This is a genomic window from Nitrososphaera sp. (assembly GCF_013388945.1).
GTDB lineage: Archaea > Thermoproteota > Nitrososphaeria > Nitrososphaerales > Nitrososphaeraceae > Nitrososphaera.
Genome location: NZ_JACAEH010000004.1, coordinates 404,774 through 427,753, shown reverse-complemented (window position 1 = coordinate 427,753; position 22,980 = coordinate 404,774). Strand labels below are relative to the sequence as shown.

Genomic DNA, 22,980 nt, shown 5'->3' with positions numbered 1-22,980 from the left:
TCGACCTCGATGTCCTTCTCTTCATCAGCCATGTCGGGATCGAAAGGAATGCTTGTCGGCCGGATAATTACCTATCCCCAAAAGAATAATAGCGCTTTTTGCCAACCTCACGCCGTGTCCGACGACGAGCTTGAGGCGATAAAGCAGAAAAAGATGGCCGAGCTGCAAAAGGCAGCCGAGGCAAGGGCAGCGCTCTCTTCGATAACAGCACCGGTGCACCTCACAGACTCCAACTTCTCGACAGAGGTTGCAAGATACCCAGTCCTTCTCGTGGATTTCTGGGCCGCGTGGTGCGGGCCGTGCAGGATGGTGGCGCCCTCGATAGACCAGCTTGCAAAAGAATATTCTGGCAAGGTGGTGTTTGGCAAGCTCAACGTCGACGAGAACCCACGCGTTGCAGGCTCGTTTGGAATCCAGAGCATACCCACAATGATGATATTCAAGAACGGCAAGGCAGTCGACGTCATAATCGGCGCATTGCCAAAGGGAGCGATTGAGGCGAAACTAAAGCAGCATCTCTCAAGCGGTTCGATTTACGGATAATAAGAAAAAAGAGAAGTTTTCCGCGCCTAGTTTATGCCTAGGTGCGGAAAGGAGGCAACACTTACGCCGAGCTCGCCCTGGATCTTGCGGATCTTGCCTGCGTATTCCCTCATCCTTGCAGCATCGCCCTGAACCTTTGCGATGCGGTATCCCTTCCATGCCTTCCTCAGTGCGCCCCAGCTCTGGCCGGTCGTAAAGTTGCTGTTGTTGGTTGCTTCGGTGTGAAGCGACATTATGGCTGTCATGATGAGATACAGCCTGGTTCGTACTTAGAACCAATAGTCAACATTATCCAATTTGGTAGTGAACAAGGTTGACATGGGCGCGTTGATCGAGGCGATTTTTTGGAATTTTTATCGATTGAGAAGGTACATCTCATATATTTTGCAAGGTTTTTTTCCGCCTCAACAACCGCGTTTGTAACCAACATTTTAATTCGCCGGCGGCGTGCATTGAGGAAGTGGGCATTTTAAAGAAGGAGGACAAGGAAGAGCGCCAGAAAGCAGCCGAGCGGTTCTACGCCCTCCTCAAGGCGCTCATGGACGGGCTGTTTGACCACGCGCAAAAGTCGCGGCACGTGAAAATGCCCGGCAACGCCTCGTTCGGGCTCATCTATGACGAGCGCGACAACGTGCTTTTCACCGGCCACGACAGCAAGACCGGCAAAAAGATGTACCTCTACAACGTCAGGATAATCGGCAAGATGTTTGAAGAAAAGCGCCAGCAGATGCTCGACGACAAGACGACTGCAACTCTGTTTGGATGGATTGCAGACGTGTGCTCGATTTACATCAGCCCGTTTGTGTATGAACAAGTTGTAAACAGGCAGCACAGGGGAGAAGGCGCGGCAGAGCGCACGACCAGGCAGATTGTTCGCGGCTTTATTGACAGGCTGACAAGCGACCCCGAGCTTGCGCACGTGCTCGACGTTCTGCGCACGCACGATGATCAAAAATAGCTGACGAATGTGGCAAGCGCGCTTGGTGTCATGGTAGAAATCCGGGCGCAGGACTCATGCAGGCATGGAGAAACTGCGCTGCAACATGTGCGACGAGCTTGTCGATTCAACTGAAATATCAGTGCACGTCGCCGGAAGGAACCACGCCGTCAGGAAAAAGGTGGCCGAGTTTAACGAAATGAACGCGCTTGTCGGCAGGCACTATGAAAACGACGTTTCAGTCGTCAGCGCTTGGATAAAGAACCTGCACGCGCACGACTTTCTGTCTGGTCAGGCGTAGTTGCCCTTTATCGACGACTTGGCTCCGCACGCCTCGCAGATCAAAAAGCCTAGCTTTTTGCTCTTCTCCGTGCGGGTGTCGGGGCTTCCGCACACAGGGCACTGGACATAGTCCTTGACGTACCTGTCTATGAGCGCGCCAAACGACGACGGGGTCTTGCGGCCCAAAAAGATGACGCGCTCGCCCTGGATGTAGCCGGCAGACGCTAATTCTTTGTTGAGGTACAGCAGCAATTTCTCGGGGTCGCGCCTGAGGGCCTTTGGAAAGTCCATAAAGTTGCGGAATATAGTCTTCTGGCCCACCCAGATTATCTGCGGTACCGGGACTTCAAGCCTTGATGTGGCCTTTTTGGCGCCGGTCCCCATCTTGTCCTGCAGTCGCTTCAGCAGCGCGTCGTACTCGGCAGACTGGGTCTTGCTCACGGCATCAGCACGGCGTTTCTGTTTAATGTGTGTTGTGGGTGGCGGCGCACATGGACTTCCAGACGGCGTCTGCCTGCTCAAAGCCCATGTCGTGGCTGTGGATCATGTGGCCGACGAACTGATCCCTGCCGTCAAGCAGTATGTCGCACCTGCTGCACTTTGTGGATATCTGGAAGGCCTGCATCATCTCGTCCCCCAGTCGTTCTTGCGCAGGCTCCAGATTGCCGGGAATATGAGCCAGCAATGCACGAACGCAAACATCAAAGTCTCAAGCGGCTTGTAGTGCCAGTACTTTGAGCCGGGGTCGCGGAACTTGTAGTCGACGCCCTGGGCGATGCCGGTCAGTATCATGCCTGCCAGGATTATCATCGGCGCCCAGTAGTTGTTCAGCACAAGAGGCTCGTAGATAAAAGAAGTCACCACCAGAAGCGGGCTGATGAACATGTACATGAACTCCATGTAGAATATCAAAAGCGACATCACGGGGTTCCGGCGCCAGAAAAAGCCGCTGACAAAAAAGTTCACGCGCAGCGTGCCGCGCTTCCAGCGCTTCTGCTGCTTTAAAAATATCTTCATCGCGTCTGGGACTTCTGTGTAGACGACTGCGCTTGGGACGTAGACTGCCTTCCACTGCATGAGCGCCTGGCCGGTGAGGCTGCGGTCCTCTGCATCATCAAAGTTTGACATCCACTTCATCATGTTTTTAGTCGTCGGGGTCATCAGCTGCTTGCCCTTCTTTGGCGCAATGACATAAGTCGTCATTTCCCTGTCGTCGGCAAGCGGGACCTTGGCCTTGGTCCAGTACGGCACGTAGCTTGCGATGGTCTCGCGCCTGTATGCAGAGAGGCAGCCCGAGCAGCACAGCACGCTTCCAAAGTAGCTCTCTGCGGCCTTGCGTATGTTAAACGAGTTGTCGTACCACACGTCCTGGAACTTTGTCAGCGTGTTCTTGTGCGAGTTCCAGACCTTTGCAAGTCCCACCACCGCTCCCACCTTGGGGTCGCCCTTGAACGCTCTGACCAGCTCTGCGATGGCGTTTGCGTCGACCACGCTGTCAGAGTCGATGAACACCAGGAAAGTGCCCTTGGAGTTGTAGAACGCAGACGCAATGGCCTTGCGCTTGCCTTCGTTCTTTTTGTGGATGACCTTCAGCTTCGGGTACTTGGCGGCCAGCTTGTTGAGAGCGTCAGTCGTCCCGTCCTTGCTCCCGTCGTTTATGGCTACGACTTCCAGGTTCTTGTATGTCGACCTGAATATCGCGTCTACGACTGTCTCTATCATCCCGTGCTGGTTGTATACGGGGATGATGACTGTCACAAGGTCGTCCCCGAGCTTGCCGGTCGCCGGCGACTTGAAAAAGATCCATCCAATCACAAGCGCGTTAACGGCGTGTATCGGAAAGATTATGCCTGCCAGAAGGAACGGGTCCTGAGCCTCCCAGCCGCGCTGTATCATGTACGTCATGAATACAAGCAGGGCAAGGATGACAAGGACCCTGAACACCCACGCCCCCTTGCTTACTTTTATCCTGCCGGACTGCGCCACCTTTTGCCGGGACGTGAACCGGGAAGCCGGCACGTACGACTTGTCGCTGGGGTCTGTCATGCCGATGCTCCCTCCACCGTCAGGTCAGTCTCGGTCAGCTCTGACGCGCTGACAAGGCTCATCTCCTTTTCCTTGAGCGAGACTATCAGGCTCTCTATCTCGCCGACGGCTGTGTTGTTGTCGATGTTTATTATGATGGGCAGGTCGAGCTTCAGAAGCTGCTCTATTCTCTCCGGCTCGTCGCGGCAGTCGCACGACACGAGGTCGTGCTTGACGAACTGGTCTCCCTCGTACTTGTTGTACTGCGTCGTGTAGGAAAAGTCGGCGGTTATGTCCGAGCTTGAGAGGAGCGAGTAGATGTCCTGGTTGGTCTCGCCAAACGGCGCCCTGAAGACGTGCGAGTCTATGTTGCCGGCCCTGTCGACTGCCTCCTTGCCCATCCTCACCTCTTCAAGCGCATACTGGTAGTCTGCGACGGCGTTGAGGTTGACGTACCTGTAGGTCTGGCTCCCCACGTCGGTGCCCTGGGAGGCAAAGGCAGTCACGCACTCGGGGTGCTGCTCCGCCACCTCGCCTGTCACAAACACCGTGGCCTTGACGTCGTGCTTTTGGAGCACCGAGGCGAGATCGTTGCACCACTGCGGCGCGTTCCAGCCGTTCACCATTGAAAACGAGAGCATCACAGGCGTCGGCTTGGTGCGCTCAAGCGTCTGTATCAGTGACGGCCCTATGGCTATCAGTACCCCTATCCCTATAACTATCGTCGTGGCTATCGCGCCAAGGAGCGCCATCCTTATGCCGGGCATGCCCCTGCGCGGCTTTGCGCCCTGCCGGAATGGAGCGATGAAGCGTGGCCGGCTTCCCCTATCGTGCTGCCAGCAAGCTCGCTAGCGCCTGTACGACCAACCGTCATTCCAGTGAAGCATCCTGCCTTATTTTTTTTAATAATTTTGATGGCTCTTTCTATACGCTCCACTCTAGATGCAGGTCGTTTTGAGAATGTTATAGTAGATAATACCATCAGCGCGTTCCCCATTCGTTCCTGCGCAGGCTCCAGATAGCGGGGAATATTATCCACGATATCACGAACGCGGTTATCAGGTTCATCAGGGGCTTGTAGTACCAGGTAGTCGAGGTGCGGTCCCGGAACTTGTAGTCAAGGCCGTGGCCAAAGCTTGTCAGGACCGAGCCTGTGAGGAAAATCGCAGGCACCAGGTAGTTGTTCAGCAAGACCGGCTCGTAGACGAACGCGATGAGGAGTATGAGCGGGTTTGTGAACATCAGCATGAACTCGACGTAAAAGAGGAGGAGCGACATGATGGGGTTGCGCCGCCAGAAAAAGCCGCTGACAAAAAAGTTGACGCGAAGCGTCCCCTTCTTCCAGCGCTTCTGCTGCTTCAAGAACACTTTGACGTTTTCCGGCACGTCCGTGTACACCACAGCTGACGGCACGTAGACTGACTTCCAGTCGATGAGCGCCTGTCCTGTCAGACCCCTGTCTTCCGCGTCGTCGTACTGCGACATCCAGCGCATCATCTTCTTTGTCCCGGGCGTAAGCAAATGCCTTGCCTTTGGCGGCGCGATGACGTACGTCGTCAGCTCGCGGTCCTCGCTTTCCTTGAGCCGGGCCTTTATCCAGAACGGGATGTAGTCGGCTATCGCCTCGCGCCTGTAGCCTGCGAGGCACCCGGAGAGGCACATGACTGCGCCAAAGCGGCTCTCGGCGCACTTGCGGATGTTAAACGAGTAGTCGTACCACACGTCCTGGCACTTTGTGAGGACGTTCTTCTTGGCGTTCCAGACCTTGGCATAGCCGACGACGCCCCCTATTTTCGGGTCGGCGCTAAACGCCTTCATCATTTCAGAAATGGCGTTTTCCTCCACTATGCTGTCAGAATCTATCAGGACCACGTAGCGCGCGTGCGAGTTGACAAACGCGCTTGCCACTGCCTTGCGCTTGCCCTCGTTCTTTTTGTGGATGACCTTCAGCTTGGGATACTTCCCAGCAAGCCTGTCGAGGACCTCCTTGGTGCCGTCGGTGCTCCCGTCGTTTACCGCAATGACTTCTATGTTCTGGTAGGTGGAGCGGAATATCGCGTCTATCACCATCTCTATCAGCCCCTTCTGGTTGTATATGGGGACTATGACTGACACGAGCTCGTTGCCGGGCTTGCCGGTCGCCGGCGACCTGAAAAAGAACCACCCGATGATGAGGTAGGCAAGCGAGTGCGTCGGAATTATCACGCCGGCCATCACAAACGGGTCGCCCGTCTCGAGCGTGACGCTGACTGTGACGGCTATCAGCACGGCTGTGAGGACGACGGTCATTACCCTCACCGCCCACGCCTTCTTGCTGACCCTTATCCTGCCCGAAGGCGCAACGGTCTGCTGGCACCTGACTGCAAGCGACGGCGACAGCTGCTGCTCCTGCTGTTCGGTCATGCCGGCGCACCTGCTATGCCGCGTGACCTTGCAAGTCCCGCCGGCGCTATTGCTATTTTCTTGATTTTTCCACTGTTTTCCTTCATGTGTTTCCCGCTTCTAGGCCAACCCTAGTACGTCAGTGCGGTTCCGCCACTCTTTTCGGCCCACCCCGCGGAACCGGTCAGTGCATTGCGTTATCGTTGAATCTATCGTACGTTACAATCAGTGCAGTTCGACTGGCTTGACCTTCGCCTGAACGGCGTACGAGATGTGCTCCCTGTACTCGGCGTCGACCTTCTTTGCGGCATCTATGATGCTGGCTTCAAGCAGGTTCTTGGACAGGTTGAGAAACATCTGGCTGTCCTTCGGCAGGCAGTGGCCGCCAATCCCTTCGCGTGCCTCGAGAACCTTGATGTTCCACTTTGTGTTTATCGCGTTGCGCAGCTCGTCAAAGTCGATGCCAGCGCGGTCGCAGAACATCTTGAGCTCTTCGGCAAACGCTATCTCGACAAACCTGTACGAGTTTTCCACTATCTTTGTCAGCTCGGCGACCTCGACAGACTCGACTTCATGAAGCGGAATGTCGAGGAGCTCGCCGTAAAAGTGCCTGGCCTTCTGCAGGCAACATGCGTCGCAGCCGCCTATGACGCGGGTCTGCCGCACGCCGTGGTCGTGCTTTTCGTTGATGTAGAACCTGTGGGGAACATGGACGACGTGCATGCGGTGGCGGAAGATCTCCATTATCTTCTCCGACGTGCCCCGCGTAATCGTGCTGTCGACTCCCACGAGCGCGCCTGTCTTGCCCTCGTACGCTATCCTCTTTGCGATGTCAAAGAGGCCGTCGAGGTACGGCACGAACATGTCGTCCGGCCTGTGCGTCGAGATGCAGATGATATAATAGTCGTAGCCCGCAAAGCTTGACGCCTTTTTGCGGATCACCTGATCGTCGATAGCGCGCTGGACGGCCTTGTCGCTGATGTCAAAGCCGTCGACTGCCAACCCCTTCATCGTCATGTATTCCGCGTTGCTGTATCCTATCTGCCCGAGTCCAATGACTAGAACCTTGTTTCCGTTCATCTTGAAGAAGCGCTGCCGGAAAATTAAAAGCCATTACGCAGTATGGGCATAGTCAAAAGTAACGTAACTGTTTTCTATGTTGGGAAACTAATACATACAATATCCAATATAGGTGAACCTTACGTACAGTGAGACAAAACGCAAAAACGCGTTACGCACGCATCTGCGCTCCGGTCTTTATTAACGATTGCCGTTTTTTGTTCCAGATTGCAGCCAGATAACAATTTCCTGTATTTTCCATCCATCTGTTTTTATTCCAGTCCGCAAGTACGGCCGGCGTGATCCCGATAAACAGGCCGTGGCTTGGCGAGGAGGAAAAGCTTGAAGTCATGAGAGTCATCGAGGAAAACGCGCTGACAAGCGCCGCAAGCGACGGTGGCAGGCGCGTCAGGGACTTTGAGAGCGCGCTCGGCAGCTATCTAGGCTCAAAGCACGTCATAGCGGTCAATTCCGGGACTGCAGCGCTCCACGCGGCATTACTTGCAGCAGGCGTCGGCCCCGGCGACGACGTGCTCTTGCCGGCGTTCACGTTCGTGGCTACTGCAAACGCCGTAGTCGCGTCGGGCGCAAGGCCGGTATTTGTCGACATCAAGAAAAGCGACTACACAATCGACAGCCAGGACATGAAGCGCAAGATAGGCAGGCGGACAAAGGCAGTCATCCCCGTCCACCTGTACGGCCACCCGTGCGACGCGGAAATATTTGAAATTGCAGAGAAGCGCTCGCTTGCAGTGATAGAGGACGCCTGCCAGTCGCTTGGCTCGACTTTTCGCGGCAGGCAGACCGGAACGCTCGGGATGATGGGCTGCTTCTCGACGTACGCAAGCAAGGTGCTCACGTCCGGCGAGGGCGGCGCAATCGCCACGGACGACGACAGGCTTGCTGGAAAACTGAAGATGATACGCAACCACGGCATGGTTCACGGCTACGACACGAGGGTGCTCGGGCTCAACCTGAGGCTTCCAGAGATGAGCGCGGCCATCGCCAAGGTGCAGATGGGCAAGCTGGGCGCGATGCTTGACGCAAGGAGGCGCAACGCGGAGCTGATGTCACGACTTTTGTCCGGAGTAAAGGGCGTCGCATTGCCGGCAGAAACTGCCGACAAGAAGTTCAACTGGTACCTTTACACTGTTGCATTTGCAACTGCAAAGGCAAGGGAAGCCGCAAAAGTTGCATTAGAAAAGGCCGGCATAGGCTCTGCAGTGTACTACGACCCGCCGGTCCACAGGACCCCGTTTTACCGCAAGGCCGCGCCGAAAACAAAACTGCCGGCCACAGAGTGGTGCGCGGGGCGAGTGCTGTCGCTTCCGGTCCACCCCGGCGTCGCACAAGCCGACGTGGAGCGGACTGCTGCAACGATAGCGGCGCTCTGAGAGCGCCATTTTGCAATGACGCGTCAATTCTCCCAACTTGTAAGACTATATCATAAAATTTGTATATTATGTTAATTACATAGGTCGATGCGTTTTTATAGCATCTGGATATAGGATTTTCTGGAAATGCCGATCGATACGGGAGATACCACGTGGATGTTTGTATCCACTGGGCTTGTATTGCTCATGATACCTGCCCTGGGTTTTTTTGAGGCGGGCCTCATCAGGACCAAAAACTCGCTTTCAGTAATCATGCAGACCTTCTCGGGTCTTGGCATACTGTCAACCGTCTGGTTCATAGGCGGATTCACGCTCGTGTTCGGCCCTTCGATGGGAGGGTTCATCGGTGGCGGCGACTTTTTCTTTTTCAACAGCGTGCCGGTCGACGATGCGCTCCCGCAGGCGTCGACAATCCCGGGCGTCACCTTTGCGACTTTTCAGATGATGTTTGCAGTCATAACTCCACTTCTCATAACAGGCGCGTTTGCAGAGCGCGTAAAGTGGTCAGCGTTTTTCGTCTTCATAATCGCGTGGAGCGTCTTCATCTACTACCCGCTTGCACACTGGGTGTGGGGCGGAGGCTGGCTTGCGCAGCTTGGAGTCTTTGACTTTGCCGGAGGCATCGTCATTCACACTAGCGCAGGCATGGCGTCGCTTGCAGCGGCCCTCGTGCTTGGCAGGCGCAAGAACTTTGGCCCCGACATCATGGTCCCCCACAACATCCCGCTTGCAGTCATCGGCGCATCGCTCCTGTGGGTAGGCTGGTTTGGATTCAACGGGGGCAGCGCGCTTGCGTCAGGCGGGCTTGCCGCCAACGCCATAATCACGTCGCAGATAGGCGCGGCGACTTCGGCGTTTGTGTGGATAATCCTTTCGTGGAAGAGGTCAGGCAAGCCTTCTACAACAGCTGCCATCAACGGCGCGATATGCGGACTTGCAGGCGTAACGCCGGCCGCCGGCTTTATCAGCGGCCAGAGCGCGTTCTTCCTTGGAATCGTGCTGGGCCTTGCCTCGTACTATGCCATCCTGCTCTTCAAGGAGCATTGGAAGATAGACGACGCGCTCGACGTCAGCTCGGTGCACGGCGTTACCGGAATAATCGGGTCGCTTGCAATCGGCCTCGTCGCAACCTCGCTCATCAACCCTGCAGGCCCCGACGGGCTGCTGTTTGGCAACCCGATGCAGCTCCCAATCCAGGCGCTTGGCGTCGGAGTCGCGGCAATCATGGGCTTTGGAGGCACCGTCGCCATCATGAAGGTGATAGACAGGACCATCGGCCTGAAGGTGAACGAGGAGGAAGAGGACGTGGGCCTGGACATCAGCCAGCACGCGGAAAGGGCTTACGTGTACTAGCCCCCTCCAAACTCTTTTATCCCTTTTTAAACTCATTTTTCAGGCTTGAGGCTCATCATATACACCGGCAAGGGAGGCACGGGCAAGACCGTGACCTCGTGCGCGACCGCGATAAAGCTTGCAGGGAGGGACCACAGGACCCTCGTTTTGTCGGCAGATCCTGCGCACACGCTTGGCGACGCGCTGATGGTGCCCGAAGTCGGAAACGAGCCGTTGCAGGTCGCGCCCAGGCTTCATGCGCAGCAGATAGACCCCGTCACCGAGATGGGCAAAAAGTACAACACAATCTTGTCGTACATGGCGTCCGTGTTTTCGGCAAAGGGAATCGACGAGACTCTGGCGTACGAGATTGCGATGCTGCCGGGCATGACGCAGCTTTTTTCGCTGTTAAAGATAGAGGAGACATGGCAGACCAAAGCGTACGACGCAATCGTGCTTGACATGCCGGCGTCCGGCGAGGCGCTGCGGTACCTGTATTTCCCCAAGCTGGTGGGAAGCATCGGGCGCAAGCTGACCGGGCTTGCAGGATTGTTTGCCGGGTTTGGCAGGATATTCCAGCCGCTTGCAAAAATCCCTGCCCCGTCGCGGGACGTCATCCAGAGCGAGATGGACCTGCTTGACAGGCTTGACTCGCTTGCAGAGATAATCAAGGACAACGACGCTACGAGCATCCGGCTTGTCGCAAACCCGGACACGTTCAGCATCGAAAACGCCAAACGCGCGCTTATGTCGGCTTCATTGTACGGCATAAACGTCGACCTTGCGATAGTGAACAAGATAATGGCCGGCTCGTCTGACGCCTACTACGACAGGTGGGCTAGGTTCCAACAAGGGAAGGTAGCCGACGCCAAGGCCAACTTTTACCCGCTGCCTATAAGGGAAGTAGAGCTGTACGAGACGGAGCTTCGCGGAATCGAGATGCTCTCAAAGCACGGCGACAGGATCTACGGAAGCGACGACCCGGCAGGCGTGTTCTACCGTGGCAAGCCGTACCACTTCACAACCGAGGGCACGACGGTAAGGATGACGGTGCAGGTGCCGTTTTCAGAAAAGGACGACTTTGCAATAGAGCGCTACGGCGACCAGCTGACAGTCAGCGTCAGGACCGCCGCAGGCAGGGTCGTAAACATCGTGCCGCTTCCAGTCGCGACTGCAAGCATGAAGCTTGCAAGGGCAAGGCTTGAAGAGCGGGTGCTAGACGTGCTTTTTGAGAAATAGATCACTAGTATTCGTTCGCAAACAGTTTATATAATATCTGAATCCCAGTACTGAAGAGTAACATGCCAATCGATCCAGACTTTCCGAGGAATCATCAGGTAATAGGCAAGATAAAGCACTCGGATGGCGAGCACTACCACTACTTCTGGGGCCCGGGCAAAGCTGCAGAGGCCGCAGAGAACGAGGAGGTAAAGCACGCCTACGAGCAGCACGGCGAGGAGCTGGTCCCGCTGGGCGTAAGCGGCACGATGGTCGCAATTGACTGGGACTCGTGCGTTGCCGATGGCGCCTGCATCGAGGCCTGCCCAGTGCAGGTGTACCAGTGGTACAGAACCGAGCACGACGTGCCGGCAAAAGAGGCAATAAATATGGAGTTTGCGGGTACTGGCAGCTCCGTCAAGGAAGAGCGCAAGGACTACACGGACAAGGCAGACCCAATCAGGGAGCACGACTGCATCTGGTGCATGGCGTGCGTCTCGGTGTGCCCGCCGCAGGCAGTCAAGGTGGACCAGTCAAACCTGGAATTCCACGAGAAGGCCTCAGGCACGTTCAACGAGGCACTCTCGAAGAGCAGCGCACCTCCGCCTCACGCGCACTAGCCCTCTTTTCTTCTCTTTTCTTTTGTTTTAAGGAATAAATCCCAGCGTGCGCTGTCGATAGTCGTGCCGGTGGCACTGGACTCGTACATGGGCATGTTCTTGCCGGCAGACATTCAGAAGAGGATAACGCGGTTTTTGACAGGCAGTTCTACCTTCCCGTACGTGCAGAAGGAAGAAAAGATGGGCGCGTTTTTCATTTTCGGCAAGGATTTTGGAATTCATGGCGACGTTGAAATAAACGAAGCAAAGGACCTCGCGCGCAGGACTGTCGAGCAGGCGGCCAAAGAGATCAGGATGTACCAGTCAAACCCGGGCAGGCTCGACCCCACGTTTACGCGTGAAAACTATACGAAAAGGATGCTGCAGATTGCAGTCGACACGCGCGGGATGAGCCAGGAGGAGATGAACAGGCGCGTCGCCGGCGACCCCACTATATTGCTGGACTGCTTTGCGCAGCACGTCGCCCATTTTTCCCAGAATTTCTATTTCGAGATCTTCGGGCCGCTTGCAAAGGAGCAGGTGCCGGCACCCTTGCAGAAAAAGCTCGAGGGGCGCATGGTGCTTCTTGGATACAACGCCAAGAGCGCAAAAGAGCTGCCGTTCAGCCCTCTTGTGCCGTTTTTCGACTGGCTGTCAAAAGTTGGATGAATGATCAATAACCCGGACCATGTGCTTGACGTCCAAGACAACGACGCCTTTTGGCATGTTGATTGCAAGCACGCGCTCGTTTGGCGGGCTGTAGCGCAACACGTGCACCAGCGCGCCTTTTCCAAGCCGCCTGCCGCTCCTCTTCTCTATCGCTATTTCCGGGTCAAAGAGCGCGTCAAAGGCGAAAAAGTAGGTGCCGCCCCAGACGTTGACAGAATACTCTACGCGGTAGTACGGGATGGACATCCTCGGGAACATCAGAGCAGTCGTGGAATGCACGGTCTCGTCTGCGTCGTAGAACCTGCTGCTGTGGAACGTGTCTACAAACGGGATTTTTGTGGTTACCGTCGAGTTGACCACCTTTCTTGTGACAAGTGTTTCATAGCGCTTGAATTCCTCGTCCGGCAAAGTAGCGGGGCCGTATTTTGCGTCGTCGTGCATCGTTATGCGCCTGTTTACGATGAACTTGTCGCCTGCCTCCAGTAGCCGGCGGACGTTTTCCACGAACTGGTGCTCGTTGCACTCGTACAGCGGCATTTCAGCCACCCACGCCCTTTACGACGTGCGATATCGTCCTGTTGGAGCCGCAGATGGTGATAATCGGGTCCTTCGGGTAAACGTCGCCAATTTCTTCAGACACGCTTATCGTTTCTTGGCCGCGGACGTAGAGCATCTTTTGCCAGAACTTGCCGTCCGCAACGACTGTGGCGGTGTCCTGCAGCAAAAAGCCTATCTCGGAGAGGCTTGCCTGCACTCTTTCCAGTGGTACAAGCACCGAAATGGACTTTAACCTCTGCTCGGCTCGTCTGGCCAACGGTACTCTGATCACTTCACGAATATAAAAATGGGTCGAAATGCATGTTATGCCCTAGTTATCAAGGCAGCAAAATCGGAAATCTTATTACGATTCAAGCTTCCGACCTTTCTGACTACGATTTCCTTCGCGATGTTGAAACATCTTTCTGCATCTTCACGAACTATTTGCTTTCCTCTATGAATAAACCTGTTTCTCTTTGATTTCATCTCCATATACCTATCATAATCATCTTCTGATATCTCCTCGTTAAGATTTAGTACCTCGAGAAGATAATCAGCCGACCACCGATTAGTATCAAGGAGTTTATTTGTTCTGTCTTCATCCAGATCCTTTTCATCCACTTTTTTCTTCCACAATTTTGAGATGTGTCTTTCAATAATGCTCCAGCTCATAACAAAAGAAGGCGCATATTCAGCATCATTAAAATGCGTAAACGATTCTGAAAGTAATCTCAGATCCTCCACATACTTCCCTTCATCAAAAATCCTGCCAGCTTTGGCAACGATTTGTCGGAGAGTCATTTCGTCGATCTCCCTTCTTCTATAGCCCGAGGTACCTTGCCCCATCCGATCTAGAAACTGACGAGTTCGCAAAGTTACTTCCGGGTCGTAGGTCATGCTTCCCGGCGTCATAGTCTCTTTGTTGTATTCGATGGTAGACAGTTCGTGTTCTCTAACTGCTAAGAAGTCTAGTCCTCTTAACATGCCCACCGCCATTATCACATTTAGAGCTCTAAGTGCAATTTCCTTATTTGAGATTGGTATGAAAATGAACCCGTCAGCATTGACTATAGCTGCATGCTTCCCGAAGGACATTGAAATTCCGTTTTCAAAAGGAGAGATGTAGGGCATATTGCTTATTCTACCATATAATACGTCAGAAGGCGTCAATTCCGGTTGTCTACCAACGAATATCGGCGGAAAGAAATGTACGCCATAAGCTTTGGGATTATCTCTCGGTTTGTCAAGCACATGTACCTTTTCCTTTGCTTTGCCTTCCGACCTCTCCTTCATGTTCTTAGCTCTTGACCTTGTTTCGCGCAATATTTCGTTAACAATTGTAACATAGTCTTGTTCAGCGATGTTGCCGTAATGATACGATGTCCAGATATTGGTACCTTCGAGCAAGCCCATTCCCGACCCTCTGTGCACTCGGCGTTCAAAATGCATGGCTTTTGCCATCTCGACGAGTCTATGGAGATGCCTAGCCAACGTAAATGCAAGAGTCGTTCCGGGTTCATCAAGATAAGGCCGTCTACCACTGCTCACCTCAGACCATCTAGGTTCTTTCAATATCGGTTCCACACGGTCAATGAAATTGTGACTGTCAAGCGGACCGTGAATGATTATTTCTTTGTCAGGTCTGTTGCCAGAATTGAACTTGAAAATGAGTTGAATTTCAGGGTTCTCGAGCCAGAATACTTCTATCTGGCAGGGAAAGCGATAGTTGACAGAAGTATCTACCCCATAGCTTTTTTCTTCATCAGATATTTTTTCATATTCTTCTCTAAAATGGTCTATTAAATTTGAGAACCAATCCTGAAGATTATCTGCATTTGACTTGCTTTCCAGAGTCATATCATTAACACAATTATGAACAATTTAACCATTGCCGGATCCCTTTGTAAGAATCGCAATGTCCATACCAAGCTCGTTTCGGTGACAAATCTATCGGATGAATGTCAGGCGCTTAGGTCGATACCAACTCCCATTAACGTATAATAGTAAGGCAGCAAGAAAACCCACTTGCGCGGACGTGGCAGAGTGGTCTCTCACGCGAGACACAGTAATGCGTCGGCCTTGAGTCGAGTCATTGCCGGACAGCCGATTCGCCCTCGGGCGATCAGGAGTTCAAATCTCCTCGTCCGCGCCTATCCTCTTCTTGGCGTCCCGCGCTGCTTCTTTCTCTGCTTGACCTTCTGCGTGTGCTCGGCCTTGACCTGCCTGTCCAGCTTGCGTATCAGCTCCTTCACCGCGCTTATCGGGTCAAAGCCCACTGCGTGCGCGTTTATCACGCCCTTGCCGGTTATCAGCCTGCACCGCACGGAATATTTCCGTGTCCTGTGCTTGTCCGCGTACACGACGACGTTCTGCAAATCGCGGATCTGGCCCTGGATCTTTTTCACGAATTTTGTCAGATGATCCTCGATGTCGCGCCTGTCGTCCTCGTCGCCCATGTGCGCGATGTGGATGGCAATCTCGCCCTTCTTTGGCAATACAAGTTCAAGCGCGTCCTTTGGCGTTACAACTCCAATAGGCCTGCCGTCGCCAACGACTACAAGCTCCTCGTTCTTCTTGAAGTAGTCTGACAGCTCGTTCAGCTTTGTGCCCCGCTCGACTGAAATTGCCCGGCGCATGATGTCCTTTACCTTGACCTCTCCTTTCACCTTCGACCTGCCGCCAGATATGGCCGCAGACTTGCTGGTGCGCTCTGTAGGCGCCGCCATTATTCCTGCGGCGTCAAGGATGCTCAAAATCCCGCGTATCACGCCGGCCTTGCTTATCACCGGCAGGCGCGATATGTTGTAGCGCCTCATTTTCGATACCGCGTCTGCAAGCGGCGTGTCCTCTTCAATCACGATTGCGCCCGTCATCACCTCGTCGACGATTGCGTGGCCGAAATCCGCGGTCTGGGCGATGTCAGTCTCGCTCAGCATCCCTGCCAGTTTCCCGTCCTGCACCACGGGAAGCGCCCTGCTCCCGGTCCCAAGGATCGTCTTTGCCGCGTCCTCAACTTCCTGGTCAGGCGAGAGCGACGTGGTGCTTGTCACAAAGCTTTTCAGCTTTGAGGCTGGCTGTGCGCTGGAAGCAAGGAACTGCTTGGCAAATATCATGCCTGAATAGGCGCCTGACTCGTCTACGACCGGGACTTGGTGGATGGAGCGGTCCACCATGAGGGCAAGGGCCTTTGCAACGGTGTCCTCGGCTGTCAGCTTGGCAACGTCTGTAACCATGATTTCAGAGACCTTCATTGCCTTTAGCGTGGCCGGGGATTACATTTTAAGCCTTCTCTTTTGCAAGCCTTCCTGATGGAGAGAGACCGCCGGCTTGCCCTTGTCGCCGGCGCAGCGGTGATAATAGCGACCATAGTCACGATAATGTATTCGCCCGGCGGGACGACTATTCCATTGCCAGAGCCCACCACTGGCCAGAACAATACAGGCATTTCGTCTGGCATACAGGTCATAGCGCAGGACCTGGAAGTGCCCTGGGCTGTCGACTTTGCAGACGACGGGCGGGTCTTTTTCACAGAGAGGGCCGGCAGGATAAGGATAATAGAAAACGGCACGCTGCTAGCAGAGCCTGCAGCCTACATCAACGTCGAGCAGAGGACAGAGTCCGGCCTTCTCGGGCTTGCGCTGCACCCCGACTTTGCAGAAAACCACAGGCTGTACATCTACCACACTTATGCCAACTCGACAGGCGTGTTCAACAAGGTGGTGATGCTGACAGAGCGCGACGACAAGATAATCGACTCTGCAACCATCCTTGACGGCATACCTGCCGCAGACCGAAACGACGGAGGGCGGATAAAGTTCGGCCCCGACGGCAAGCTGTACGTCGCAACCGGCGACGCAAGGCAGCCCGAGCTTGCCCAGAACGCAAACTCGCTGGCAGGTAAGATACTGAGGATAAACGACGACGGCACTATCCCGGACGACAACCCGTTCCCCGGCTCGCCTGTCTACAGCTACGGCCACAGAAACGTGCAGGGGCTTGCGTGGGACCCGGACACGGGCGCAATGTACGCAAGCGAGCACGGCGAGAGCGGCAACGACGAGATAAATCTCATCAAGCCGGGCGAAAACTATGGCTGGCCGGTGGAAGAGTGCGATGCAGTGCGCTTCGAAAAGCCGGTCCGGTGCTTCAGCCCCGCCCTTGCTCCCGGCGGCATAGTGATCCCAACTTCCGACGAACTGGGATATAAGGGCGACATATTGATGGCGTCGCTCAAGGGCGCGCACGTGCGCCAGATAGACCTAGAGACTGGCGAGAGCAACAACATACTGACCAGCTTTGGCAGGATACGCGACGTCGCAGAGGCGCCCGACGGCTCGCTTTACGTGCTCACGTCAAACCGGGACGGCAGGGCGATCCCGGAGCAGGGCGATGACAAGATTTTAAAGATAACCTCCCCCTAGCTTCTCTGGATGAAAAAGTTCTACGAGATGGTCAGGGACGAGCGCCTCGACTTTATCAAAAACGCGGTCGGGCTTTCCGAGGAGGAGAAGGCGTCGCTTGGCGCGCCCTTGGCATTTGAGAGCGCGGACAGGATGGTCGAAAACGCGGTCGGAATCATGTCCGTCCCGCTCGGGATTGCGACCAATTTCGTGATAAACGGCGTTGAGCGCCTTGTGCCGATGGCGATAGAGGAGCCGTCCGTGATAGCGGCTGCAAGCAAGGCGGCCAAGATTGCAAGGGCAAAGGGCGGATTTACCGCAAAGGCAGACAGATCATTGATGATAGGCCAGGTGCAGGTCGTTTCGGTAAAAAACGTCGCCGGCGCAAGACGAAAGGTGCTTGCCAAAAAGAAGGAGATCCTTGCGATAGCAAACGCAAAGAGCAAGTCAGTTGCTGCCATCGGCCTGGGCGCGCGTGAAGTGCGCGACGCTAGCAGGAACAGGATGGGCCGGATGCTTGTTGTTGAATTGACGATAGACGCCAAGGACGCGATGGGCGCAAACGCGGTGAACACGATGTGCGAGGCAATAGCGCCAAAGATTGCCGAGATAACGGGCGGCGAGGTGGTGCTGAAGATTCTCTCAAACTATGCGACAAAGAGGATGGTGCGCTGCAAGGCCGTGTTTGACAAGGGCGAGCTTGGAGGAAGCAAAATCGTAAAGCGCATCCTGTACGCGTACGCGCTTGCGCATTCCGACGTGTACCGCGCAGTAACGCACAACAAGGGCGTGATGAACGGCATCGATGCCGTTGCACTGGCAACAGGACAGGACTTTCGCGCAATCGAAGCAGGCGCGCACGCCTACGCTGCACGCGACGGCACCTACCGTTCTCTGACAAGATGGTGGCGCACAAAGGAAGGCGACCTTGCCGGCGAGATCGAATTGCCGTTGGCGGTAGGTATCGTCGGCGGCGTTGCAAACGTCAACCCGACTGCCAAGGTTGCACTGAAGATAATGAGCGTGAAGAGCGCGCAGGAGCTTGCGATGGCAATGGCGGCAGCAGGCCTTGCCCAGAACCTGGCAGCAATAAGGGCGCTCTCTGCAGAGGGCATCCAGGCCGGCCACATGAGGCTGCACGCCCGGAAATTCGGCAAATAGGCGCTATGACAAGCGTTGGATGAGGCAACTTGGGATAATCACAAAAATTGCACCATTTTTTCGTGCTTAAAATGGTGCACAATGCACCATATTTCCACTGGAAAGGCTTGCTGACAGAATGCTGACTTGCCGCAAATACAGTCTTAATGCCGCCTCAACAACCTACTACAAGATATATATCCGATAGACCGATTTGAGCATCTGCCAATGCCCACTGTGAAATTTGCGGTTCCAAAGGGTAGCATAGAGGAAGTCACGTTCAAGCTCCTCGAGCAGGCTTACCAGACGGTAAGCGGCCGTGGGCGCACCTACAGGGTCAAGCTGTCCGACCCCGAGATAGAGACCAAGATCCTCAGGCCGCAGGAAATACCGACATACGTGCAGGAGGGGTTCTACGACGTTGGCATAACAGGTAGGGACTGGATAAAGGAGGCAAAGGCAGACGTCGAGGTCCTGCTCGACCTTGAGATCGGCAGGGTCAACCAGGTGATAGCGATTCCGAACAGCTTTCCCTACGACAGCTTGGACGCTCTGATTGACGATTTTGCTAAAAAGAAAAAGACGCTCCGCTTTTCTGCAGAGTACCTGACGACCACGTCGGCGTACATCAAGGCAACCAAGGCGTACAAAAAGCACTACGGCGACTCTGACCCGACCATAATAACGCCGTGGCTTCGCGTGGGCGACAACAAGAAGGTCGAGATATTCCTCTCGTTTGGCGCGACTGAGGCAAAGCCTCCTGAAGACGTTGACGCGATTTTCGACATCACCGAGACAGGAACGACGCTGGCGCAGAACAACCTGAAGATAATCGACACGGTAGCGACGTCGACGGCAGTCTTTGTCGCAAACAAAAAGTCGCTAAAGGACGCGGCAAAGCGCGAAAAGATAGCCGACATGGTCGCGCTGCTCAAAGGCGTGGTGGAGGGCAGGAAAAAGCTGCACCTGTTTGTCAATGTCAGGAAGGAGAACCTCGACAAGCTCCTCAAATCATTGCCGGCCTTAAAGAGGCCGACTGTGAGCCCGCTTTCCGAGGAGGGCTGGTTTGGAGTCAACACGGTAATCGACAAGCGCGAGTTCATCAAGATAGTCCCCAAGATGAGAAAGCTGGCGCAGGGCATAGTCGTGCTCGAGCCAAGGCAGATACTGCCGCTTGACGAGGTAAACCTGGACGGCTACTCATGAAGATCCTGGACGTAACCGAGCCGGCGTCAGCCGCTGCAGGGATGCGCAAGTCAGTTAACATTTCCAATGAATTGATGGCACAGGCAGTAGGCATAATGCGCGACGTGCAGGAACACGGCGACGCGGCCGTCATCGACTACACTGCAAAATTCGACGGCGTCAGGCTCGAGTCGCTTGCTGTAACAAAACAGGAGATAAAGGACGCGTACTGCAAGGTGACAAAAGAGCAGATCAAGGCATTGAAGCTGATGAAGGCGCGCCTTGAAAAGAGCGAGCTTGCAGTCGCAAAACGCTTGCGCGGAATCAAAGTAAGATCAGAGGGCGTCGCCATCGAGAGGGCGCTTGCGCCCGTCTCAAGCGTCGGCTGCTACATACCGGGCGGAAAGGCGCGCTACCCAAGCACTGTCGTCATGTGCGCGGTGCCGGCCAAAGTCGCAGGCGTCAGGAGGATTGTCGCCATTTCGCCGCCGACAAGGGACGGCAGCATCGACCCGCTCACGCTGGTCGCTGCAGACATCTGTGGCGTGAACGAATTCTACAAGGCCGGCGGCGCGCAGGGAATAGCGGCGCTTGCGTACGGCACGCAGTCCATCAGGCCGGTGAGCAAGATAGCGGGTCCCGGCGGCATGTTCGTGACTGCGGCAAAACTTGCGGCGGCAAGCGTCGCGTCCACCGACATGGTGGCCGGTCCGACGGAGCTTTTGATATATGCTGACGCGTCTGCGGACCCGAGGCTTGTGGCCGCAGACCTCATCTCTCAGGCAGAGCACAGCCCAGATACGGTGTGCGGGCTTGTCACCGCGTCGCAAAAGCTGGCGTCAAGCGTTCAGGCTGAAGTTGACAGGATGCTGCCGCAGATAGCAAGGTCTGACATCGTTGCAAAAAGCCTCGGCGAAAACGGCTTTGCCGCAGTCTGCGCCGACGAAAAGGCGTGCATAGAGTTTGCCGACGAGTTTGCGCCCGAGCACCTTGAAGTCATTTGCAAGAGGGCCGATACGGTTGCGAAAAAGTTCAGGTCTGCCGGCCTTGTGCTGGTCGGACCCGACAGCCCGTCGTCTGCAAGCGACTATGCGCTTGGCTCAAATCATGTGCTTCCGACGCTTGGCTTTGCAAAATCAAGAGCGTCGCTATCGGTGCTTGACTTTGTAAAACTGGTGAACAGGGTAAAGGTGTCAAAGGCCGGCCTTGCGAAGGTGGAAAAGGCCGTGAGAGAGATGGCGACTGCAGAGGGCCTGCCCAACCACTACGAGGCCGTAAAGGCAAGGGGGAAGCGCAGGTGAGGTTCTCAAGAGAACTGTCAAGGATATCCAAGCTTGACAGGTACGTGCGCCCGGAAAAAATAGAGGGCGCCATAAAGCTAGACTCTAACGAGAACTTTGCCCTTGACAAGGATTTCATAACGGCGGTGGCAAAGTCGGCGGCAAGGCGCGTCGACCTGCGGGAATACCCGATAGACGAGCTTGAAGGGCTCTATGCCAAGCTTGCAAAGTACGCCGGCGTGCCGCAAGAGTGCGTCAGCGTCGGCAGCGGCTCGGACCAGATAATCGAGCTCCTGCTCACCACGCTTGCGCAGAAAGGCAGCAGGGCCACAGTTTTCGTGCCGACGTTTTCGTATTTCATAAACAGGTGCGAGCTCCACGGCATACTTGTAGACAGGGTCCCGCTTGATTCCAATTTCGAGCTTGACGCGGCCGTGTTTGTCAAGCGCGCAAGGAGGGCAGACCTTGTCTACCTTTGCTCGCCAAACAACCCCACCGGCGGCCAGATCCCGAGAAGGACTGCCGAGGCCATAATCGACGAGCTGGACGACACGCTTGTGCTGGTCGACGAGGCGTACGCCGACTTTGCGGGCTACTCGCTTGCCAAGATTGCGGCAAGGCGCCACAACGTCATCGTGCTCCGCACGCTCTCAAAGGCTTTCGGGCTTGCAGGCGCCCGCGTGGGCTACATGGTGACAAACGAGAGGATGGCAGGCGTCTTTAATTCCACGATACAGTCGCCCTACCCGGTGAGCACGCTCTCGCTTGCAATAGCCGCAAGCGTGCTAGAGAGGTCGGCGCACGTCAAAAAGACAATCGAGGCTGTCAGGAGGGAGCGCGAGCGCGTGGCAAAGAGGCTCTCTGAGGTCAAGGGAATCAAGGTGTACCGCTCCGACGCCAATTTTCTATTCATCGAGGCCGGCAGGAAGTACCACGCAATTGCGGAAGCGCTTGCGAAAAAAGAGATAGTGGTAAAACTGCTTGGAAACGTCGCCGGCCACCCAGGCTGCATGCGCGTGACCATAGGGACGCGCAGGACGAACAGCAGGTTCCTGCAATGCGTGGAATCGGTATGATGGACTGCGCGCTGTTTGACATCGACGGCGTGCTCGTCGACATACGCAGGTCGTACAACGAGGCGATAAAAAAGACAGTCGAGTTTGTGCTCGAGCAAAAGGCGGGCAGAAAATACAGTGGGCTTGTCACCGACCAGCTGATACTGCGCTTTCGGCAGGGAGGCGGATTCAACAACGACACCGACACGAGCTATGCGATAGCGCTGGCGGCGATGGCAAACCCGCAGAAAACGCCTGCGATGAGAAAGTTCCTGTTCAAAGTCGCAGAAAACGCCGACGACACCGGCATCGTAGCAGTAGAAAAGTTCCTCTCAGAGTACGGCATTGAAAAGCACAGGCAAGATTTGGTATACCCTGCGCCGGTAAAGGACAGCTACATCGGCAGGGTGTTTGACGAGCTGTTTTACGGGCCCGAGCTTTTCAAGAAGCAGAACGGCCTTGAGCCAAAGTACTGCAAAGTCAAAAGGCCGTTTATAGCAAACGACAGGATTGCGGTCAAGAAGGAAACGATGAAGCGCCTCCACGATCGGTTCTCCGGCAACCTTGCCATTGTTTCTGGAAGGAGCAGGCTTGCAGCAGAATACTCGCTTGCGCCTGTCATGAAATACTTCAACCTGCCTGCCTGCGTGTTTTTAGAAGACGAGGCAAGGGAGCACGCCAAGCCAAACCCTTACGCAATCAAAAAGGCGATGCAGGTCATGGGCGCAAAAAGCGCGGTTTATGCCGGCGACTCTGCGGAGGACATGATGATGGCAAGGCGGGCCCAGAAAGAAGGAGGCTTTGACATCGCGTTTGTGGGCGTGTACGGCCTGAGCCCCCAGCCTGCAAAGACCCTGAGGCAGTTCAGGGAGCAGGGCGCCGACGCGGTGACAAAGAGCGTCAACTCGCTGCCATTACTGTTAAATAAAGTATAGGGGGCTTG

25 protein-coding genes and 1 tRNA gene are annotated in these 22,980 nt (G+C 55.1%); 15 read left to right on the top strand and 11 right to left on the bottom strand.

The features are described from left to right. The first annotated feature begins 114 nt into the window (after nt 1-114). Nucleotides 115-543: a thioredoxin gene (gene trxA / locus HXY31_RS04065; protein WP_292639942.1), complete on the top strand. Its 429-nt coding sequence runs from the start codon at nt 115-117 to the stop codon at nt 541-543. Between the two features lie 26 nt (nt 544-569). Here trxA and HXY31_RS04060 read toward each other — a convergent pair whose 3' ends face one another. Then, nucleotides 570-788: a hypothetical protein gene (locus tag HXY31_RS04060; protein ID WP_292639940.1), complete on the bottom strand. Its 219-nt coding sequence runs from the start codon at nt 786-788 to the stop codon at nt 570-572. Nucleotides 789-1,003: 215 nt separating this feature from the next. Between HXY31_RS04060 and HXY31_RS04055 the strand changes: the two genes are divergently transcribed. Together HXY31_RS04055 and HXY31_RS04050 are read left to right on the top strand one after the other, a co-directional pair. Beyond that, on the top strand, nt 1,004-1,501 hold the full coding sequence (locus HXY31_RS04055) for a hypothetical protein (RefSeq protein WP_292639938.1): 498 nt from the start codon (nt 1,004-1,006) through the stop codon (nt 1,499-1,501). 64 nt (nt 1,502-1,565) lie between these two features. Then, nucleotides 1,566-1,781: a hypothetical protein gene (locus HXY31_RS04050; protein WP_292639936.1), complete on the top strand. Its 216-nt coding sequence runs from the start codon at nt 1,566-1,568 to the stop codon at nt 1,779-1,781. Here HXY31_RS04050 and HXY31_RS04045 read toward each other — a convergent pair. From HXY31_RS04045 to HXY31_RS04020, 6 genes are all read right to left on the bottom strand, one after another. After that, complete coding sequence (locus HXY31_RS04045; protein WP_292639934.1) at nt 1,772-2,203, bottom strand: translation initiation factor IF-2 subunit beta; 432 nt, start codon at nt 2,201-2,203, stop codon at nt 1,772-1,774. The genes HXY31_RS04050 and HXY31_RS04045 overlap by 10 nt on opposite strands. Nucleotides 2,204-2,225: 22 nt before the next feature. Continuing rightward, nucleotides 2,226-2,390 carry a hypothetical protein gene (locus HXY31_RS04040; protein WP_292639930.1) on the bottom strand — a complete coding sequence of 55 codons (165 nt, stop codon included), beginning with the start codon at nt 2,388-2,390 and terminating at the stop codon, nt 2,226-2,228. After that, on the bottom strand, nt 2,387-3,808 hold the full coding sequence (locus HXY31_RS04035; protein ID WP_292639927.1) for a glycosyltransferase: 1,422 nt from the start codon (nt 3,806-3,808) through the stop codon (nt 2,387-2,389). Before HXY31_RS04035 ends, HXY31_RS04040 begins: the two co-directional genes overlap by 4 nt. After that, on the bottom strand, nt 3,805-4,554 hold the full coding sequence (locus tag HXY31_RS04030; RefSeq protein WP_292639924.1) for a polysaccharide deacetylase family protein: 750 nt from the start codon (nt 4,552-4,554) through the stop codon (nt 3,805-3,807). Before HXY31_RS04030 ends, HXY31_RS04035 begins: the two co-directional genes overlap by 4 nt. Before the next feature lie 214 nt (nt 4,555-4,768). Continuing rightward, nucleotides 4,769-6,190, bottom strand: a complete 1,422-nt coding sequence (locus HXY31_RS04025; protein WP_292639921.1) for a glycosyltransferase — start codon at nt 6,188-6,190, stop codon at nt 4,769-4,771. Between the two features lie 204 nt (nt 6,191-6,394). Next, nucleotides 6,395-7,249: a hypothetical protein gene (locus HXY31_RS04020; RefSeq protein ID WP_292639919.1), complete on the bottom strand. Its 855-nt coding sequence runs from the start codon at nt 7,247-7,249 to the stop codon at nt 6,395-6,397. 278 nt (nt 7,250-7,527) lie between these two features. Between HXY31_RS04020 and HXY31_RS04015 the strand changes: the two genes are divergently transcribed. The 5 genes from HXY31_RS04015 (at nt 7,528) to HXY31_RS03995 (ending at nt 12,440) form a co-directional block, all read left to right on the top strand. Beyond that, on the top strand, nt 7,528-8,622 hold the full coding sequence (locus tag HXY31_RS04015) for a DegT/DnrJ/EryC1/StrS aminotransferase family protein (RefSeq protein WP_292639917.1): 1,095 nt from the start codon (nt 7,528-7,530) through the stop codon (nt 8,620-8,622). Nucleotides 8,623-8,748: 126 nt separating this feature from the next. Next, a complete protein-coding gene (locus HXY31_RS04010; protein WP_292639914.1) occupies nt 8,749-9,975 on the top strand; it encodes an ammonium transporter in 1,227 nt (408 codons plus the stop codon). A gap of 45 nt (nt 9,976-10,020) precedes the next feature. Next, entirely contained in the window at nt 10,021-11,193 is a 1,173-nt protein-coding gene (locus HXY31_RS04005; protein ID WP_292639913.1) for an ArsA family ATPase, read from the top strand. Nucleotides 11,194-11,255: 62 nt separating this feature from the next. Beyond that, nucleotides 11,256-11,792 (top strand): 4Fe-4S dicluster domain-containing protein, encoded by a 537-nt coding sequence (locus HXY31_RS04000; RefSeq protein ID WP_292639911.1) that lies wholly within the window; start codon nt 11,256-11,258, stop codon nt 11,790-11,792. A 63-nt stretch (nt 11,793-11,855) separates the two neighbouring features. After that, nucleotides 11,856-12,440: a hypothetical protein gene (locus HXY31_RS03995; protein WP_292639909.1), complete on the top strand. Its 585-nt coding sequence runs from the start codon at nt 11,856-11,858 to the stop codon at nt 12,438-12,440. On the opposite strand, the gene HXY31_RS03990 is transcribed toward HXY31_RS03995, so the two are convergent. The 3 genes from HXY31_RS03990 to HXY31_RS03980 are packed head-to-tail and all read right to left on the bottom strand — an operon-like array spanning nt 12,426 to nt 14,834. Next, complete coding sequence (locus HXY31_RS03990) at nt 12,426-12,977, bottom strand: hypothetical protein (RefSeq protein WP_292639906.1); 552 nt, start codon at nt 12,975-12,977, stop codon at nt 12,426-12,428. The genes HXY31_RS03995 and HXY31_RS03990 overlap by 15 nt on opposite strands. Before the next feature lies 1 nt (nt 12,978). Further along, nucleotides 12,979-13,254 (bottom strand): hypothetical protein, encoded by a 276-nt coding sequence (locus HXY31_RS03985; RefSeq protein WP_292639903.1) that lies wholly within the window; start codon nt 13,252-13,254, stop codon nt 12,979-12,981. Between the two features lie 47 nt (nt 13,255-13,301). After that, the gene (locus HXY31_RS03980) at nt 13,302-14,834 is read right to left on the bottom strand and encodes a hypothetical protein (protein ID WP_292639901.1); all 1,533 of its coding nucleotides are present in this window, start codon (nt 14,832-14,834) and stop codon (nt 13,302-13,304) included. 172 nt (nt 14,835-15,006) lie between these two features. Here HXY31_RS03980 and HXY31_RS03975 point away from each other — a divergent pair. Then, a tRNA-Ser gene (locus HXY31_RS03975) sits at nt 15,007-15,126 on the top strand. A 1-nt stretch (nt 15,127) separates the two neighbouring features. Here HXY31_RS03975 and HXY31_RS03970 read toward each other — a convergent pair. Next, nucleotides 15,128-16,228, bottom strand: a complete 1,101-nt coding sequence (locus HXY31_RS03970) for a CBS domain-containing protein (protein ID WP_292639898.1) — start codon at nt 16,226-16,228, stop codon at nt 15,128-15,130. A gap of 57 nt (nt 16,229-16,285) precedes the next feature. On the opposite strand from HXY31_RS03970, the gene HXY31_RS03965 reads away from it, so the two are divergent. The 6 genes from HXY31_RS03965 to HXY31_RS03940 all read left to right on the top strand — a co-directional run bounded on the left by HXY31_RS03965 (nt 16,286) and on the right by HXY31_RS03940 (nt 22,972). After that, nucleotides 16,286-17,398 carry a sorbosone dehydrogenase family protein gene (locus HXY31_RS03965; RefSeq protein ID WP_292639895.1) on the top strand — a complete coding sequence of 371 codons (1,113 nt, stop codon included), beginning with the start codon at nt 16,286-16,288 and terminating at the stop codon, nt 17,396-17,398. Between the two features lie 9 nt (nt 17,399-17,407). Further along, nucleotides 17,408-18,538 carry a hydroxymethylglutaryl-CoA reductase, degradative gene (locus tag HXY31_RS03960; protein ID WP_292639892.1) on the top strand — a complete coding sequence of 377 codons (1,131 nt, stop codon included), beginning with the start codon at nt 17,408-17,410 and terminating at the stop codon, nt 18,536-18,538. Nucleotides 18,539-18,745: 207 nt separating this feature from the next. Then, nucleotides 18,746-19,723: an ATP phosphoribosyltransferase gene (gene hisG, locus HXY31_RS03955; RefSeq protein WP_292639890.1), complete on the top strand. Its 978-nt coding sequence runs from the start codon at nt 18,746-18,748 to the stop codon at nt 19,721-19,723. Next, the gene (gene hisD / locus HXY31_RS03950; protein WP_292639887.1) at nt 19,720-21,003 is read left to right on the top strand and encodes a histidinol dehydrogenase; all 1,284 of its coding nucleotides are present in this window, start codon (nt 19,720-19,722) and stop codon (nt 21,001-21,003) included. The genes hisG and hisD overlap by 4 nt, the downstream gene beginning before the upstream one ends. Then, nucleotides 21,000-22,058 (top strand): histidinol-phosphate transaminase, encoded by a 1,059-nt coding sequence (gene hisC / locus HXY31_RS03945; protein ID WP_292639884.1) that lies wholly within the window; start codon nt 21,000-21,002, stop codon nt 22,056-22,058. Before hisD ends, hisC begins: the two co-directional genes overlap by 4 nt. Continuing rightward, nucleotides 22,040-22,972: an HAD-IA family hydrolase gene (locus HXY31_RS03940; protein WP_292639882.1), complete on the top strand. Its 933-nt coding sequence runs from the start codon at nt 22,040-22,042 to the stop codon at nt 22,970-22,972. The genes hisC and HXY31_RS03940 overlap by 19 nt, the downstream gene beginning before the upstream one ends. The last annotated feature ends 8 nt before the right edge of the window (nt 22,973-22,980 follow it).